The organism is Fructilactobacillus myrtifloralis (genome assembly GCF_024029335.1).
GTDB lineage: Bacteria > Bacillota > Bacilli > Lactobacillales > Lactobacillaceae > Fructilactobacillus > Fructilactobacillus myrtifloralis.
The window spans coordinates 1,211,543-1,227,217 of record NZ_CP097116.1; the positions used below are offsets into that span (position 1 = coordinate 1,211,543).

Here is a 15,675-nt window from a genome sequence, read left to right on the forward strand (position 1 = left end):
AGGAGCACATGACCATGCTAAAGGAATTCAAAGCCTTCATTTCTAAGGGGAACGTGATTGACATGGCCGTCGGGGTTATCATCGGCTCGGCTTTTACGGGAATCGTCAGTTCGTTAGTTAAAAACATTCTGAATCCTTTAATTGGGTTGTTCATCGGTAACATCGATTTGTCCTCCCTCTCGTTTAAAGTTGGAGGCGCGACCTTTCGTTACGGAGTGTTCTTAAATGCGGTCATTAACTTCTTTATCATTGCCTTTGTGGTTTTCATGATTGTGAAAATCTTAGGGAAAATGCGCTTACGGCAGGATCAAAAGAAGCCAACGCCCAAGAGCGAACAGTATTTGGCAGAGATTGTAACCCTATTGAAACAGGAACAAGGTCAGTCTAGTCCGACTGATACAGAAACAAAAAATCCTAAATAAGCAAAAAGTGGCCGGATTCAGTTTGCATGAGTCCGGCCACTTTTTTAGTTTTATAATCCGTACAAGTTATTTTGCAGCAGAACCAGCGACATCATTTACCAACATTTTTGAAGCGGATACGACTCAGTTACGGGATTGGAAAGTTCAATTCAACCCCAATGCTGGTGACCTTTGTCCACTGTCTGCGGTCTAGCACAATTGATTAAAAAAGCACTTCATTATGAAGTGCTTTTTTTTGTTAATAATGATTGCGCAAAGGCCGAGTCCGGAATCAAGTTCGTGATAGTACCTATGCTCAATAACGCCAAATGGTGCATGGCCCGGGTCATCATAGTGTATAAAATTCCGAGGTCGTGGGAATTCGGAAAGTTATGGTTGGAGACGTCCCAGGCGATGACGGAGTCAAATTCTAACCCCTTAGCCAGGTAGACCGGCACAATTACCACTGCTTTATTGAGTGTTCGGGCCTTGTCAGTAACTAGCAAACAGTCAAACTGATGCCGCAGAGCTTGGTAGACGTGTTCGGCCTCTGCCTGGGTTTTGGTAATGATGGCGACCGTTTCATGCTGGTGCAACTCCCTGGTAATGATATGCTGAGCCGTCGCTAACAGGTGTTGTTCATCTGGAGCCTCCGTGTAGGTTGGCAGGTCACCCGCCCGGTTAAAGGCCTCGATGTGGTCTCCCGCCGGAAGGATGCAACTAGCCAGGGTCGTAATTGGATAGGTAGACCGATAGGACCGGTTTAAGTTGATTAACCGGGGATGGCGCACCGGGAGCGCTGCTTGGAGTCGTTTTAACAAGGCGTCCGCCGTTTCAACGTCCTTAAACAGTGCTTGCTCGCTATCCCCAATCAAGTTGAACTTGGCCCGCGTGAAAGTGAGCTTTAGATACATCAGTTCTGCAACGGAGTAGTCCTGAACCTCATCAACAAAAAGGTATTTAATCCGGTGGTTGTGATTTTCCCCGGTAAATTGATCCCGTAAAAAGAGCAAGGGGGCCGCATCCACCAGTTGCAGGCGGTGATACTCTAAGTTGTTTTGAAAGGTCTGAACGGTCTGGGTCCAGTCAGTGGCAGTAACTTCCGGTGGGAGGTCGACCTGTTGCAAAAAGTCCAGGTACTGGGCCGTGGCATCCCAAAATTGATCGTTATAAATGGCATCATACACCACTCGGAGACGGTCCTTGACCAGTTTTTGGGCGACATAGGTTTGTTCTGCTTCAAAGTCTGCAAATTCACTGGGATCCGTGTCACCGAGATAAGCCTGGTACTGCTCTTCGGATAGTTCGTCCAGCGCATCTAATACCCACTCTTCGCCCAGTTCATCCTTAATGCGGGCCTTGAGCCGTTTGATGAGGGTATTCTTGGTCCGCAGAAATTTATCAGCCAGCGGAAGCCGGGGATTTTGGTGGCCATAGATGGCCCGGATTTCACTCGGTTCAAAGAAAATCTCACCTTGAAAGTACAACGGCGCCACCTGCAGTTGGTCGGGCGTGAGTTGCTTGAGGTAACTACTAATTGCATCCATAAACGGTTGACTTGCTTTAAAGGCAGCTACAGGGGAAAAGCGGCGGTCGTGTTCATAACGTTCAAACCGTGTCTGCACCTGCAACCCCTCTAGTCGTTGGGCAAAGAAAGTCTGTAAGGTAACTTGGCGCATGTTACGTTCCCCAAGGCTCGGGAGAACGTCCTTAATGTAGTTTGAAAATAACAGGTTGGGAGAAAAGAGCAGGATTTGGTTGGCGTTTAGGTCATCGCGACTATGGTACAGCAAAAAGGCGATGCGCTGGAGCAGGGCTGAGGTTTTTCCCGAGCCGGCAACCCCTTGAACGACCAACAGATCACTACGGACGTCTCGGATAATGTCATTTTGTTCACGCTGAATCGTGGCCACGATGTTTTGCAGTTGCTCGGAACTTTTGCCTCCCAGCGTTTCCTGCAACATTTCGTCACCCACGGTTTCGTTGGTATCAAACATATGCAAAATCTGGCCATCTTTAATTTTAAACTGGCGCTTGTGGGTTAACGTGGTGGTGCGCTCGCCGTTGGGCGTTTGGTAGTGCACCGTTCCTAGGGTTCCGTTGTAATACACACTGGAAATTGGAGCCCGCCAGTCGTGAATTAAAAACTCCCCTTGGTCGTCCATGAAGGAGGCCGTGCCGATGTAGAGCGGTTCAGAACTTGATTCACCCGGATCCTGAACGTCGATGCGTCCGAAGTAGGGCGAATGGGCCAGCTGCTGGTAGGTGGCCAGTTGTTTTTTAACAATGGCTTCGTTTTCGACCGTCCGGTTCACGAGGTTTCGTTGCTGTTGCAAGTCGGCCTTCGTTTCAATGCGGTCATCGGCTTCTAGGTAGTTAACGGACGTGTTGATGCCGTAGTTTTTTTGGACCCGTTCGGATTCCGCCCGGGCCTTTTCCACCTCTGCTTGACTCTGTTTAATTTTGTGGTGAAGGAGGTCCGTCACGTGGGTAACCCGGCGCCGTTCGGCCTGCTCTTCTTGTGGATTCATGGTTGATGCTCCTTCGTTTAACAATCGCTCATCATTCTAAGGGGAAAACCCGACCGTGTCAATTTCTGTGCCTTTGACATGGGGGCCAAAAAACCCTAAAATAACAGTGAAGTTGAGTAGTGGTGTCACTAAAACAGAGAGGTTAGACTAGCTGAAACTAACCGGACAACACGAACTGGAAATTCTAATTTTTGATAATCTGAGTGGCATTAAGTTGCAATATAGGTGGTACCACGTTGAGGCGTCCTATTGATTTTGAATCAATAGGCGCTTTTTTAGAAAGGAAGATTAACATGACCAAACCAATTATTTTAACGGGTGATCGCCCGACGGGAAAGCTCCATATCGGCCATTACGTTGGGTCATTGGAGAACCGGGTTAAACTACAGAACACGGGGAAGTATGATCCCTACATTATGATTGCTGACATGCAGGCGTTGACTGATAACGCTAGAGATCCCGAAAAGATTCGCCAGAGCCTCTTTCAGGTTGCTTTGGACTACCTAGCCGTGGGCATAGACCCGAAGAAATCAACGATCTTTGTGCAGTCCCAAATCCCCGCTTTAAACGAACTGACCATGATTTACATGAACCTCGTGAGCGTAGCCCGCTTGGAACGTAACCCAACCGTAAAGCATGAGATTCAGCAAAAGAGCTTCAAGGAGAGCGTGCCCGTGGGCTTTTTAACGTATCCGGTGAGTCAAGCGGCAGACATTACGGCCTTTAAGGCAACGGTGGTCCCGGTTGGTGACGATCAGGAACCAATGTTGGAACAAACCCGAGAAATTGTGCGCAGCTTTAACCGGGCCTACCACACTGACGTCTTAGTAGAGCCGGAAGGGTATTTCCCCCCCAAAGGTGAGGGACGGATTCCAGGCTTAGATGGGAACGCCAAGATGAGTAAGTCGCTCAATAATGCGATTTACCTCTCGGACAGCGCCGATGAGATTCAAAAAAAGGTGATGTCTATGTACACGGATCCCAACCACGTTCACGTTGAGGATCCGGGTCAGGTTGAGGGAAATCCGGTCTTTACCTACCTAGATATCTTTGCTCCTGATCAACAACACGTCGCTGAATTAAAGGAACAATATGCCCACGGTGGTTTGGGAGATGTTAAAATTAAGCGATACTTAAATGAAGTCCTCCAAGCGGTTTTAGAGCCAATTCGGACCCGTCGGGAACAGTATGCTCAGGATCCAGCTCAGGTCGCAGCGATCTTACAAGCGGGGAGTCAGAAAGCTAACCAAGTGGCAGAACAAACTCTGGATGAGGTTCGCAATGCCATGGGGATTAACTATTTTGCCTAACAGGTCCAGGTGACAAAGGAGCGTCCCATGGAAAACTTTGTAATTATTGATATTGGGTCCAATTCGGTCCGGATGGCCATTTACGCCATTGACGAGGCGGGTCATTACCAAGAAATCAAACGCATGAAAAGCGCTGCCCGGCTGTCAGAGGGAATGGGACCACACAATATTCTCCAATTTTCGGCAATGAAACGGACGATTGCAGCCCTGCGCCGGTTTCAAAGTGAATACGAAAAACTACCGAACGTGGTGGTCCGTGCCATTGCCACCGCGGCCGTGCGTCAGGCACAAAACCAAACTGATTTTTTGCAGAGCATTAAAGCGGAGCTCGGAATCGACGTGCGGGTTTTAACCGGGAAACAAGAGGCTTATTTCGATTACCAAGGCGTTGTTAACCGGATTAAGGCTCGTGACTTTGTGTTGATGGACATCGGTGGCGCTAGCGTGGAAATTGTCCACGTGCGGAACCGCCAGGCAATCAACTACGTGAGCATCCCGACCGGAGCCGTTAAACTTACGGAACAATTTCACCTGCAAAATCAGGTGCAAGCGGCAGACTTATTTGCGGCGCAACAACACATTATTGAACAGTTCAGTAAGATTGGGTGGCTAGGGCATCCAGCGCACTACCCGATTGTCTTAATTGGCGGGGCAGCTCGGACCCTAGCACGGATTAACCGGCGACGCCAGCACTTTCGACGGGTCGATGAAATTCAAAACTACCAATTAACGCGGAAACAGGTGGATCAAACCATGCGCGAACTCCTGAGCAAACCCCTTGCCAAGCGCCAACTGATTAACGGCCTCGAGAGTGACCGGGCGGATGTGATCATTGGAGGATTACTTAACCTAACGGCCGTTATGGATTTCATTGATTCCAAACGGGTCATCTTTTCAGACGGTGGAGTCCGCGAAGGGGTAATTAACGAATACTTAGAACAACGAACCAAAGTTTAAAGGAGAGGAGGAACGCGCGATGGAGAAAATGCACGGCTTTCACCGCAAATCATATGCTGACCGGCTGGCGACCTTAACGGAGGTGGTCCCGTTATCATCAGCAGCACTTGACGTGATCAACCGCCACTATAATGCAGTGAGTGGGGATTTAATTGAAAACTACCTCACGGATTACGGGCTACCAGAGGGGATTGCTACGAACCTGGTGGTCAACGGCCGGGAGTATTTAGTGCCAATGGTCGTTGAGGAGCCTTCCGTGATTGCCGCAGCCAGTAACGGTGCCGCCATGTTAAAACGCGGGGGCGGAATTACTGCGCACGCGGAGAGCCGGGTGCTGACTGGGGAAGTAATTATTAAAGCTGACAACGTGTTAGCCATTCAGGACTGGTTTACCAACCAGAAAGCCGCCATCATGGAAACGGCCTTACAGGCGCATCCAAGCATTACCAAGTACGGCGGTGTTCAAGACGTGGAGTTTAACATCATTGACGAAGCCCACGTGTCGTTAGAGCTCTTCGTGGACGTGGGCGATGCCATGGGAGCTAACACGTTGAACTCGATGTTAGAAGCAGTGGCCGAGCAAATTGAATCGGAACTGGGCCAACAGGTGCTGATGAGCATTTTGTCAAACTTTGGGGACCATAACGTGGTTATTGCGACCGGAATGGTTCCGTTTGCGGCCTTACAACGGGGCGAATTGTCAGGAGAAACCGTGGCCGCCCGCATTGCGGAAGCCGCAGACGTGGCTAACATCTACCCGAAGCGAGCTGCCACCCATAACAAGGGCATCATGAACGGCATTGACGCCGTCGTGGTGGCAACTGGCAACGACTGGCGGGCCGTGGAAAGTGCGGCACACTCATTTGCAGCTCGCAAGGGCACCTACAAGGGCTTGAGCAAGTGGCGCGTGACGGATGCCGGCCTGGAGGGTCGGATTCGACTTCCAATTCCCACGGGGATTGTGGGCGGAGCGACCCACGTGCTCGAGATGAGTAAGGTTAACTACCAGATTTTAGGAATTCAGTCCGCCTTAGAGATGATGAACGTGCTTGCCGGAGTTGGGTTAGCACAAAACCTAGCCGCTCTAAAGGCCTTGGTGACCGATGGGATTCAACAGGGTCACATGCGCTTGCAGCTGAAGTCACTGGCTTTGACCGCCGGAGCAACGCCCGCTCAGGTGAATCAGGTGGTTGACGCCCTGCAGCGGTTACCCAAGCATGAACAAGATTTAGCGCACGCCCACCAGTTGGTGGCTAACATGAAGGAGGATGACACCGATGGCGAATGACGTGGAATTAAAGCCCGCGGTTCAGGACCTGTTAAACACGGTGGCCCGGTTTTTTGACGGGGACGTTCAGGTGCAAATCATTGGGGATTTAAAGTCGGGGTACCTACGGCACGATCAGGTGCAAACCATGCAAGATGGTCAGCATCTGTTTGTGCAGTTAAGTGACGTGACCGACCCGGACTTTTTGGCCAGTCACGAATTAGTGCACATTCTGATGACCCTGCGGGGCTTTCCCCAGGTTTACTTTCCCCTGACGACCGGTGACGACCAGCTCGACGAACAACTCCGGTACGTGGGGACCGATCTCTTTGATACGGTGAGTCACTTCGTGGTGTACCCAGAACAACGCAAACACGGCTTAATTGACGAAACGGTAGAAGCGGAAGTCGTGAAGGGAGTTCGGCAGACCATTGCCCCCGAACAGGGCCAGGTGGATCCAGAGATGATTACCCGGTTAGTGACGGTGCTAGACGCTCGGGTCTTTTTGGGCGACCACTTTGATCATTATCGCTACCTGTTTGAGCACGATTTTCCACTGGCAACGCAGGCCGCTGACCAGCTTTACCAGTTGCTGACGGCCAAACCAACGAACAGTCCGTTTGCACTACGGCGAAACGTGGTGAAGCTGTTTCGGGCCTTTGATCGCCAATTGGAAGACTGGAAATTACCGGCTTTGCACCTCAACGACTTTGCAATGCTGACCTCGGTCTTTTCGAAGCGCCAATTAGGATTACAGGTCAAACAGGTCTTTAAACTTTACTATTCAGAACTGCGCAACCGAGAAACCGGCCAGCGCGCTTACGTTGGTTTTACCATTAGTGATGACCAAAACTCGGTAGTACTGGATGGACCGGTCGGCGAAAAAGTGAGTGCCGATTACATTCAAGAACTTTACCAAAAAACGGTTCAGGAACTATTTAACGAACTCCACATTCCATACTTGGAACGGTAGGCGAGGAGGAAGTAAACGTGCCAAATTTTGCAGCGTTACAAGCTCAGGTTGACCAGGCCCAGCGGATGGTCTTTTTAACCGGTGCGGGGGTGTCAACCCCCTCTGGGATCCCGGACTATCGGTCGAAAACGGGTTTATACACCACCGGGCAGACCAAGCGTCCCACGGAGTACTATCTTAGTCATGACTGTCTGGTTAATGAGCCAGCGGTGTTTTACCAGTTTGTAATGAAGAATCTGTACTACCCGGCGGCGCAGCCAAACGTTATTCAGACCAAGCAAGCTGCCTTCACGCAGGCAGATCGGGCGGCAATTGTAACCCAAAACATCGATAATTTGTACGAACAAGCGGGCGCGCGGCACCTGCACGAATTTCACGGGAACCTCTACCGGATTTACTGTCAAAAATGTGGGGCCGTGGTTGATTATTCCACCTACGCCCACAGCATGTACCACGAACCCGACGGGGGGATTTTACGGCCCGATGTCGTTTTGTACGGCGAAGGCATTGACCCGGCGGTGGCGCAGGCGAGCGTCAACGCGGTCCACACTGCTGACCTAATTTTGATTGTCGGAACTTCGATGCGGGTGTATCCCTTTGCCGGGTTGTTAGATTATCGCCAGCCGCACGTTCCCGTTGTGGTTATTAACCAGGAACGCCTGGAGTTGCCGGGGGTCACAGCCCAGTACGAACTGGATGCTACTGAAGTCTTTGACCGCTTACAGGTGGGGGCTAGTCATGATTAAAGTCGGCTTAACGACCTGGACCGATCACCCGGATTTGAGTAATGGGAAAAAACAAGCGACCTTACCAGACTACGTGGCCAATTTTCCGATTGTAGAGGTAGATAGTACTTTTTACAGTATCCCGAAGGTGGAGTGGGTGGAAAAATGGGTGCGAGAGACGCCTGCGAACTTTCAATTTGTGGTGAAAGCAAACTACATGATGACGAAAACGCCCATGCCCCAGTTGGGACCGGTCACGGCAGAGGCGCGCGCGGCCCGCTTTAATGAACTGCGCGTGGCGGTGAAACCACTGCTTACGGCCCATAAATTGGCAACGATCCTCTTTCAATTTCCGCCGTCCTTTCGGTGTAATCCAGATAGTTTGCAATATCTCCGTGCGGTTCGCCAGCACATGGGCAAGCTTCCCCTTGCAGTGGAATTTCGCAACCGTTCGTGGCTGGACGGGGCAGAACTGAGTCGCGACACCGCCGCCTTTTTACAGAGCTTGCAGATGAGTGAAGTGGTGGTAGATGAACCCCACGCGACTGCCAACGGGATTCCCTTTCAACCGGTGGTTACCAATCCGCAGCTGGCGTTTTTGCGCTTGCACGGACAAAATGCCACGGAATGGGCGAAAGGAACCCGGGAACGCTACCGGTATCAGTATTCAGACGCTGAACTAGCGCGCTTTGCTGAGACGGCGATGACGTTAGCGGATCAGGCCCAGACCGTCGTAGTAATTTTTAATAACAATACGGGTCACGATGCAGCGCCCAATGCCCTAAGCTTACAGCGCATGCTTCACCAGCCGGGGACCGAGTTACCGGCGCAACAACTAGATTTATTTTAACGAGGATATGTATAATAAGTGTAAACAACACGATAAAGGAGAATTTTCATGGCTGACCAACAAGGGACATTTTACGTAACGACGCCGATTTACTATCCGTCGGGACGGCTGCACATCGGGAACTCCTACACGACGGTAGCGGCTGACATGGTAGCCCGGTACCACCGGTCTTTGGGAGAAGACGTGTTTTACCTCACGGGAACCGACGAACACGGGCTAAAAATTGAACAGAAGGCGGAGAAACTCGGGTTAGAACCGCAGGCGTACGTTGATAAGATGGCCCAACAGATTAAGGACCTCTGGATGAATCTTGACGTTTCAAACGACGATTTTATCCGCACCACCGACGACCGGCACGTGCAAGCGGTGCAACGGATTTTCCAACTCCTGCTTGATCAGGGCGACATTTACCTCGGCCAATACACCGGTTGGTACTCAGTTTCTGACGAAGAATACTTTACGGAATCACAACTCGCCGAGGTTTATCGGGATGCAGATGGCAACGTGATCGGTGGTAAGGCACCGACTGGCAACGAAGTGCAACTCGTTAACGAAGAATCGTACTTCTTTAAGATGAGTAAGTACGCTGACTGGTTAATGCAGTACTACCAGGATCATCCCGACTTCATTCAACCCAGCTCGCGGATGCACGAAATGGTAAAAAACTTCTTGGAACCGGGACTTGAAGACTTGGCCGTTTCCAGAACGACCTTCTCCTGGGGAATTCCAGTAACGGCTAATCCGAAGCACGTGGTGTACGTGTGGATTGATGCGTTGACCAACTACATCACGGCGTTGGGTTATGGGACCGATCAGGATGCACTATTTAAGAAGTTCTGGCCCGCCAACCTGCAAATGATTGGAAAAGAAATCGTTCGGTTCCACTGCATCTACTGGCCGATTATTCTGCACGCATTAGGCTTACCATTACCCAAAGAAATCTATGGTCACGGCTGGATTACGATGAAAGACGGCAAGATGTCGAAGTCGAAGGGGAACGCCATTTATCCAGAGGACTTGATTGACCGGTACGGGCTGGATGCGACCCGCTACTACCTGCTGAAGGCGGTACCGTTTGCGGGAGACGGGGTCTTTACTCCAGAAGACTTCGTGGATCGGGTAAACTATGACCTTGCCAACGACCTCGGGAACCTCTTAAACCGGACCGTGGCTATGATTAACAAGTACGAAGACGGGGTTACGCCGGATTATCACGCGACGGACGATGCGCCGAGTCAAGAACTGCAGGACACTGCGCAAGCCGTTACTACGGAATATCACGAGTTAATGCAGACCGTGCACCTCTCCGATGCGCTGTCTGCGGTTTGGAAGTTAATCAGTCAAACCAACAAGTACATTGATCAAACGGAACCATGGGTGCTAGCCAAGGCCGATGATGACGCTGCTAAAGCCCAATTAGCCAACGTGATGGCGCACTTAGCCGCTAGTTTACGCTTGATTTCGTTACTGATTAGTCCAGCCATGCCCAATGCAGCGAACCTGATTCAAAACCAACTGGGCTTAGAAAATGACGGGGTGTTTGACTTACAGACCGCCCAATTAAGTGCCCTGCCACAGGGTAAAAAGGTCATTGCGAGTGGTGAACCAATTTTTCCGCGGGTAGATCGCGATGAAGAAATTGCCTACATCAAGGACCAGATGACGGCCAGTGAGAAGACCAAGGGCCGGTCCGCGATGAAACAACGCACGGCCGACCAACCGGCTGGCGTAACTACGCTCAAACAGATTAAGGAACAAATTTCCATCGACCAGTTTGATGCAGTCGAACTGCGGGTGGCAGAGATCAAAGCGGTTAACAAGGTTCCTAAGGCAGACAAGCTACTCCAATTTCAACTCGCTGCCGGTGACGACGGTGACCGCCAGATCGTGTCGGGAATTGCGAAATGGTATCCCGATTTTACGTCTCTCGTTGGGAAAAAGGTCATCATCGTGGCCAACTTAAAACCAATTAAACTGCGGGGAGAATTGAGCCAGGGCATGCTGTTATCTGTGGAAAAAGCGGATGGGAACGTCCAACTGGTAACGGTTGATGATTCCCTGCCAAATGGAAGTACATTGGCATAAATTGCGATTAGTTTCACGAATGCGTGAAACTTTTTTGCGTTTCAGCAAATCATGATGCACAGGAGGTTGGCAATGCAAATTTTTGATTCTCATACTCATTTAAACGATCCGGCCTTTGCGGGGCGGGAAGCCGCTCTAATTGAGCATGCCCAGCGACTAGGAGTTGTCCGAATGGCAAACGTGGGCTCGAATGCGGCCTTAAACCAGCGGGCGCTGGAATTGGCCCACCAGTATCCAGGCCTAGTAGCGATTGTCGGTTGGCACCCAGAGGATGCGGATGGCTACGATGAAGCCGCAGCGGCGACGTTACGCGCGCAACTGCAGGATGAGCAGGTCGTCGCGCTGGGAGAAATTGGCTTAGACTACCACCAGACCCGGGTGGATCGTAAGACCCAGCAGGCCGTCTTTCGCCAGCAAATTCGATTGGCGCAGGACCTGGGACTGCCAATCTCGGTCCACAACCGGGACGCCTTTGCGGATACCTATCAAATTTTGCGCGAAGAACACGTCGAAAGGATCGGCGGCATCATCCACAGCTTTAATGGGGACGTGGAGTGGATGCAACGCTTTTTAGACCTGGGAATGATGTTGTCATACAGTGGGGTGGCAAGTTTTAAGAAGACGAAGGAGGTCCACGAAGCGGTGCGGCAGACGCCGCTGGACCGGTTGTTAGTCGAAACGGATGCGCCGTACTTAGCGCCCGAACCACTGCGGGGCCATGAAAACGAACCAGGCTATACCCTCTATACGTTAGAAGCAGTGGCTCGGTACAAAGACGTGGACCCGGATCAGATTGCGCAAGCAACCTATGCCAACACGAACCGGATTTTTGGATTGGAAGGTTAAATGAAACGAATTAAAGAAGTGTTGATTGTCGAGGGAAAATCAGATACCGAACGGATTCAACAGGCCGTGGATGCCGATACGATTGAAACCCGGGGCTCGGCCCTCAGTGACGAAACCCTCGCCTTAATTGATCGGTTGGCGCAAACCCGGGGTGTGATTGTGTTTACTGATCCGGATTTTTCGGGCGAAAAGATTCGGCGGATCATCGCTGACGAAATCCCCGAAGCTAAGCATGCGTTTTTGGCTAAGCGGGCTGCCGCTCCCGAGAAAGCGCATGGTTCGTTAGGAGTTGAGCACGCTTCCCCAGCGGCGATTCGCCAGGCGCTGGCGCAGGTATACACGGAAAGTGAGAGTAACCCCGAGGTCATTACTCGGGAGGAACTAATGGCTGCGAATTTAATGGGCAATCACGCGGCCAAACAACGGCGCTTAGAACTGGGTGAATATCTGCATTTAGGGTACGTGAATGCGAAGCAGCTTCAGCGGCGGTTGCGAATGTTTGGGATCACCAAGGAGCAGTTTCACGAAGCGCTGAACCACCTAGAAGGAGGAACAACACATGCAGCAACCAGCCATCGGAACTAGAACTCGAACGCTCGGGATTTTAAATCAGTATCACTTGAGTGCCAAAAAAAGCCTGGGACAAAACTTTTTGGATGATCTCCAAGTCTTAGAGGGGATTGTTAACGCTGCGGACGTGACGGACCAGGACGATGTGGTCGAAATCGGGCCAGGAATCGGGGCTCTGACCGAACAGCTTGCCCAACGGGCCCACCAGGTCCTCGCGTTTGAGATTGACCAAAATCTGATCCCGGTGTTGGCCGAGACCCTCGCTGATTATCAGAACGTGACGATCATCAACCAGGACTTTTTACAGGCGAACGTGCCAGCGATCTTACAGCACGAGTTAGACGGCCAGCACCAGTTAAAAGCCGTTGCCAATCTCCCTTACTACATCACCAAACCAATTTTGATGAATTTTTTAAAGGGGGCGGTGCGGTTTGAAACGATCGTTTTGATGATGCAAAAGGAGGTCGCAAACCGACTGGTGGCGCAACCGAACTCCCACGACTATGGAGCCCTCAGCGTGATGACGCAGTATCTTTATCGAGTGGAAATTGCCTTAGAGGTGAACAAGCACTCCTTTATTCCTGCGCCTAAGGTGGATTCCGCGGTGGTTAAATTAACACCACAGGGTGAGCGTCCGGAAGCGGCGTACAGTCAGACGGCCTTCTTCTCGTTTGTGCATGGTTGCTTCATGCACCGTCGCAAGACCCTTTGGAATAACTTACAGTCCATCTTTGACAAGCAACCAGCGACGAAGACTACCATGCAGCAGGTCCTAGCAACGGTGGGGATTGCCCCCAGCGTGCGTCCCCAGGCGTTAGGGGTGGAGCAATTCATCACGCTGACCAATGAATTTCACAAAGTCGGACTGCTTCAGTAGGCTTGAAGCTTTACATTTCGGCGTTTTTGTGCTAAAATTACCTTTGTGAGGTGATTTGTAATGCAAATGAATTTGCCGGATATCAGAAGTTGGATTCAAGACCACCTTGGCAGTGACATTAAAGTTGTTGAACAAGCTGGGCGAAAACGTACGAACGAATACGATGGCGTCCTCGTAGAGGTCTTTCCTGCCGTATTTATTGTTGATCTTGATTCAAGTGAGCAACCTGCACACGCTTCATTTACCTACACCAAGATCTTAACTAAGGATATTCAAGTTACATTTATGTAAATAACCAATTAAAGGACTGCAAGGGTCTTTTTTTTATTTTCATTTTTAGGTAGCTTATAATGAATTGACGTTGAGTGCACTGATTTGGCCATGGAGGATGTATGGACGATCTAATTTTGGCAACGAAAGATTTGCAAGAACAATTTACCGAAAAACGCGTTTTAAATAACCTGACGTTTCAACTCCGACGGGGGCGGTTTTTAAGCATCGTTGGTGAAAATGGAGTGGGGAAGACTACGCTCCTCCGGATTATCCTTGGGCAGTTAAAACCGACCCACGGTAGTGTGACGTTCTATCCGAATCGCAAGGCCGTGAAGATTGGCTATGTGCCCCAGTTTCGTAACATTGATGATGAATATCCGTTAGCGGTCAAAAACTTTGTCGCTTTGAACTTTACGCAACACCACTGGCCGTGGCTAACCGCTGCGGAACGAGCCCGGTTAACGGCGGTGTTGCAAGAAACCAAGTTGTTAGACATTAAAAATGAACCTCTCGGGCGGACGTCCGGGGGCGAAAAGCAACGAACGTATCTAGCGCAGGCCCTCGTAATCAAGCCGGACCTGTTAATTTTGGATGAATCCACGGCGAGTTTGGATCCAATTGCGAAGGAACAACTTCTCCGCCTCGTTCGGCACCTGAATCAGACCACGGGAATCACGGTGATCTCCGTGACCCATGATGTGCCGTTAGCCAAGCAGTTTTCAGATGACTACCTCTTGTTGCAGCCCGATGGGTACCAATTTGGCCCAATTGACCAACTGCAGGTCAGTGAATACCAGGGAGGAGAACACCATGTTTAGTTTTGATTTCATGCGGAATGCTTACCTTGCTAGTACGATGATTGCAATTGTGTGTGGCTTTATCGGGGTCTTTGTGGTTGCCCGGAACATGTCGTTTTTGACCCATACTTTGTCAGAAATCGGGTTTGCGGGCGCGGCCTTTGGAATGTTTGTGGGGCTAACGCCGTTAAACGGAATGTTGCTCTTTACCATGGTTAGTTCCGTGCTGGTCGGAAGGATGAGTACGAAGGCAGCCCGACGGGAAGATTCGATTAGTGCAATTTCTGGGTTGTTTATTGGACTAGGGGTTTTGTTTTTAGCTCTGTCCAATAAGAGTGCTAGCTATGCCACCAACATTTTATTTGGGAGCGTCGTGGGCATCAGTCAAGCGGACGTGTACCAGATGGTGGTCTTAGCCGTCATTGTCTTAATCATTTTGTTTTTAATCTATCGGAGTTTAAAGTTTGATTCGTTTGATCCGGTCGGGGCGAAGGCCCAGCACGTGAAGAGTGGATTAATTTCAGTTGTCTTTTTACTGCTGTTAGCGCTTAGTGTTTCGGTGGCCGCCCAGATTGTGGGATCGTTATTGATCTTTATCCTGTTAACGTTACCAGCGGCCAGCGCGAAGTACTTTGCCCACTCGGTAAGTGGGATGATCGTGGTGGCGATTTTGTGCGGGTTAATCGGAGTGTGGGGTGGTTTATACCTCGGCTACGTTACGAACCTGCCGGTCAGCTTTTTCATTGCCACCATCGAGTGTGGCCTGTACTTTACGGCGCTTGGGTATAATTATCTACGAGAACGGTAAAAAGAGCTCCATTAGCGATTAGCTAATGGAGCTCTTTTGTGCTTTTTAGTGTGTTTTTTTGTGTAACCAGGCGTACCAGCAGGCTTGAAGTCCGAAGATGAGTAGATAAAAAATAATGAGGACGGCCAGCGCAATGAGGCGCGCGGACAGGGTTTGGACCACGCCCGCTCCGTCTTTGTGGCGCATGAACAGGGCCGTTGCTAACACCAAGAAGCTGAGAATTTCCAAAACGAGGGTCGCTTTCCAGAGTTTCATTGTAACTTCACCACCTTGTGACCGTTTGTTCTATCGTAACACGGAGCCTGACTGGACCCAAACTTAATTCCGGTTCGAGTTTTTGACGAACGTTAGCAATTTCGATGTTTAGTTGATTTTATTTTAAGAATTTCGGGATTTTAACGTAAA

At 50.4% G+C, this 15,675-nt stretch carries 16 protein-coding genes; 14 read left to right on the top strand and 2 right to left on the bottom strand.

What is annotated here, in order from left to right; all coding sequences use genetic code 11:
• Positions 1 to 14 precede the first annotated feature (14 nt).
• Positions 15 to 422, top strand: coding sequence for a large-conductance mechanosensitive channel protein MscL (gene mscL, locus M3M35_RS05995; RefSeq protein ID WP_252749754.1), 408 nt, complete (start codon positions 15 to 17; stop codon positions 420 to 422).
• Positions 423 to 640: 218 nt separating this feature from the next.
• Here the strand turns inward: mscL and helD are convergent, their stop codons facing one another.
• A complete protein-coding gene (helD, locus tag M3M35_RS06000; protein WP_252749755.1) occupies positions 641 to 2,932 on the bottom strand; it encodes an RNA polymerase recycling motor HelD in 2,292 nt (763 codons plus the stop codon).
• Between the two features lie 293 nt (positions 2,933 to 3,225).
• Here helD and trpS point away from each other — a divergent pair, with 293 nt between their 5' ends.
• The 13 genes from trpS to M3M35_RS06065 all read left to right on the top strand — a co-directional run bounded on the left by trpS (position 3,226) and on the right by M3M35_RS06065 (position 15,270).
• Positions 3,226 to 4,242 carry a tryptophan--tRNA ligase gene (gene trpS / locus M3M35_RS06005; RefSeq protein ID WP_252749756.1) on the top strand — a complete coding sequence of 339 codons (1,017 nt, stop codon included), beginning with the start codon at positions 3,226 to 3,228 and terminating at the stop codon, positions 4,240 to 4,242.
• A gap of 27 nt (positions 4,243 to 4,269) precedes the next feature.
• Positions 4,270 to 5,199, top strand: a complete 930-nt coding sequence (locus tag M3M35_RS06010) for a Ppx/GppA family phosphatase (RefSeq protein ID WP_252749757.1) — start codon at positions 4,270 to 4,272, stop codon at positions 5,197 to 5,199.
• 19 nt (positions 5,200 to 5,218) lie between these two features.
• The gene (locus tag M3M35_RS06015) at positions 5,219 to 6,487 is read left to right on the top strand and encodes a hydroxymethylglutaryl-CoA reductase, degradative (protein WP_252749758.1); all 1,269 of its coding nucleotides are present in this window, start codon (positions 5,219 to 5,221) and stop codon (positions 6,485 to 6,487) included.
• Entirely contained in the window at positions 6,477 to 7,439 is a 963-nt protein-coding gene (locus tag M3M35_RS06020; RefSeq protein ID WP_252749759.1) for an IpaB/EvcA family protein, read from the top strand. Before M3M35_RS06015 ends, M3M35_RS06020 begins: the two co-directional genes overlap by 11 nt.
• 17 nt (positions 7,440 to 7,456) lie before the next feature.
• Positions 7,457 to 8,185, top strand: coding sequence for an NAD-dependent protein deacylase (locus M3M35_RS06025; protein ID WP_274706349.1), 729 nt, complete (start codon positions 7,457 to 7,459; stop codon positions 8,183 to 8,185).
• The gene (locus M3M35_RS06030) at positions 8,178 to 9,014 is read left to right on the top strand and encodes a DUF72 domain-containing protein (RefSeq protein WP_252749760.1); all 837 of its coding nucleotides are present in this window, start codon (positions 8,178 to 8,180) and stop codon (positions 9,012 to 9,014) included. Before M3M35_RS06025 ends, M3M35_RS06030 begins: the two co-directional genes overlap by 8 nt.
• A gap of 48 nt (positions 9,015 to 9,062) precedes the next feature.
• Complete coding sequence (metG, locus tag M3M35_RS06035) at positions 9,063 to 11,099, top strand: methionine--tRNA ligase (protein WP_252749761.1); 2,037 nt, start codon at positions 9,063 to 9,065, stop codon at positions 11,097 to 11,099.
• 72 nt (positions 11,100 to 11,171) lie between these two features.
• Complete coding sequence (locus tag M3M35_RS06040) at positions 11,172 to 11,945, top strand: TatD family hydrolase (RefSeq protein WP_252749762.1); 774 nt, start codon at positions 11,172 to 11,174, stop codon at positions 11,943 to 11,945.
• Complete coding sequence (gene rnmV / locus M3M35_RS06045; RefSeq protein ID WP_252749763.1) at positions 11,946 to 12,530, top strand: ribonuclease M5; 585 nt, start codon at positions 11,946 to 11,948, stop codon at positions 12,528 to 12,530.
• Complete coding sequence (rsmA, locus tag M3M35_RS06050) at positions 12,505 to 13,392, top strand: 16S rRNA (adenine(1518)-N(6)/adenine(1519)-N(6))-dimethyltransferase RsmA (protein WP_252749764.1); 888 nt, start codon at positions 12,505 to 12,507, stop codon at positions 13,390 to 13,392. The genes rnmV and rsmA overlap by 26 nt, the downstream gene beginning before the upstream one ends.
• A gap of 60 nt (positions 13,393 to 13,452) precedes the next feature.
• Positions 13,453 to 13,683, top strand: coding sequence for a Veg family protein (locus M3M35_RS06055; protein WP_252749765.1), 231 nt, complete (start codon positions 13,453 to 13,455; stop codon positions 13,681 to 13,683).
• Between the two features lie 101 nt (positions 13,684 to 13,784).
• Entirely contained in the window at positions 13,785 to 14,483 is a 699-nt protein-coding gene (locus M3M35_RS06060) for a metal ABC transporter ATP-binding protein (RefSeq protein WP_252749766.1), read from the top strand.
• Positions 14,476 to 15,270, top strand: coding sequence for a metal ABC transporter permease (locus M3M35_RS06065; RefSeq protein WP_252749767.1), 795 nt, complete (start codon positions 14,476 to 14,478; stop codon positions 15,268 to 15,270). The genes M3M35_RS06060 and M3M35_RS06065 overlap by 8 nt, the downstream gene beginning before the upstream one ends.
• Before the next feature lie 45 nt (positions 15,271 to 15,315).
• Here the strand turns inward: M3M35_RS06065 and M3M35_RS06070 are convergent, their stop codons facing one another.
• Positions 15,316 to 15,525, bottom strand: a complete 210-nt coding sequence (locus tag M3M35_RS06070; protein WP_252749768.1) for a DUF3923 family protein — start codon at positions 15,523 to 15,525, stop codon at positions 15,316 to 15,318.
• Positions 15,526 to 15,675 lie beyond the last annotated feature (150 nt).

Bases quoted from the DNA above. Each gene is read 5' to 3' on its own strand.
- M3M35_RS06060 (WP_252749766.1), top strand. From the start codon at position 13,785: ATGGACGATCTAATTTTGGCAACGAAAGATTTGCAAGAACAATTTACC.
- mscL (WP_252749754.1), top strand. From the start codon at position 15: ATGCTAAAGGAATTCAAAGCCTTCATTTCTAAGGGGAACGTGATTGAC.
- M3M35_RS06040 (WP_252749762.1), top strand. From the start codon at position 11,172: ATGCAAATTTTTGATTCTCATACTCATTTAAACGATCCGGCCTTTGCG.
- M3M35_RS06015 (WP_252749758.1), top strand. From the start codon at position 5,219: ATGGAGAAAATGCACGGCTTTCACCGCAAATCATATGCTGACCGGCTG.
- M3M35_RS06070 (WP_252749768.1), bottom strand. From the start codon at position 15,525: ATGAAACTCTGGAAAGCGACCCTCGTTTTGGAAATTCTCAGCTTCTTG.
- rsmA (WP_252749764.1), top strand. From the start codon at position 12,505: ATGCAGCAACCAGCCATCGGAACTAGAACTCGAACGCTCGGGATTTTA.
- M3M35_RS06010 (WP_252749757.1), top strand. From the start codon at position 4,270: ATGGAAAACTTTGTAATTATTGATATTGGGTCCAATTCGGTCCGGATG.
- M3M35_RS06030 (WP_252749760.1), top strand. From the start codon at position 8,178: ATGATTAAAGTCGGCTTAACGACCTGGACCGATCACCCGGATTTGAGT.
- M3M35_RS06055 (WP_252749765.1), top strand. From the start codon at position 13,453: ATGCAAATGAATTTGCCGGATATCAGAAGTTGGATTCAAGACCACCTT.
- M3M35_RS06065 (WP_252749767.1), top strand. From the start codon at position 14,476: ATGTTTAGTTTTGATTTCATGCGGAATGCTTACCTTGCTAGTACGATG.
- M3M35_RS06020 (WP_252749759.1), top strand. From the start codon at position 6,477: ATGGCGAATGACGTGGAATTAAAGCCCGCGGTTCAGGACCTGTTAAAC.
- trpS (WP_252749756.1), top strand. From the start codon at position 3,226: ATGACCAAACCAATTATTTTAACGGGTGATCGCCCGACGGGAAAGCTC.
- metG (WP_252749761.1), top strand. From the start codon at position 9,063: ATGGCTGACCAACAAGGGACATTTTACGTAACGACGCCGATTTACTAT.
- helD (WP_252749755.1), bottom strand. From the start codon at position 2,932: ATGAATCCACAAGAAGAGCAGGCCGAACGGCGCCGGGTTACCCACGTG.
- rnmV (WP_252749763.1), top strand. From the start codon at position 11,946: ATGAAACGAATTAAAGAAGTGTTGATTGTCGAGGGAAAATCAGATACC.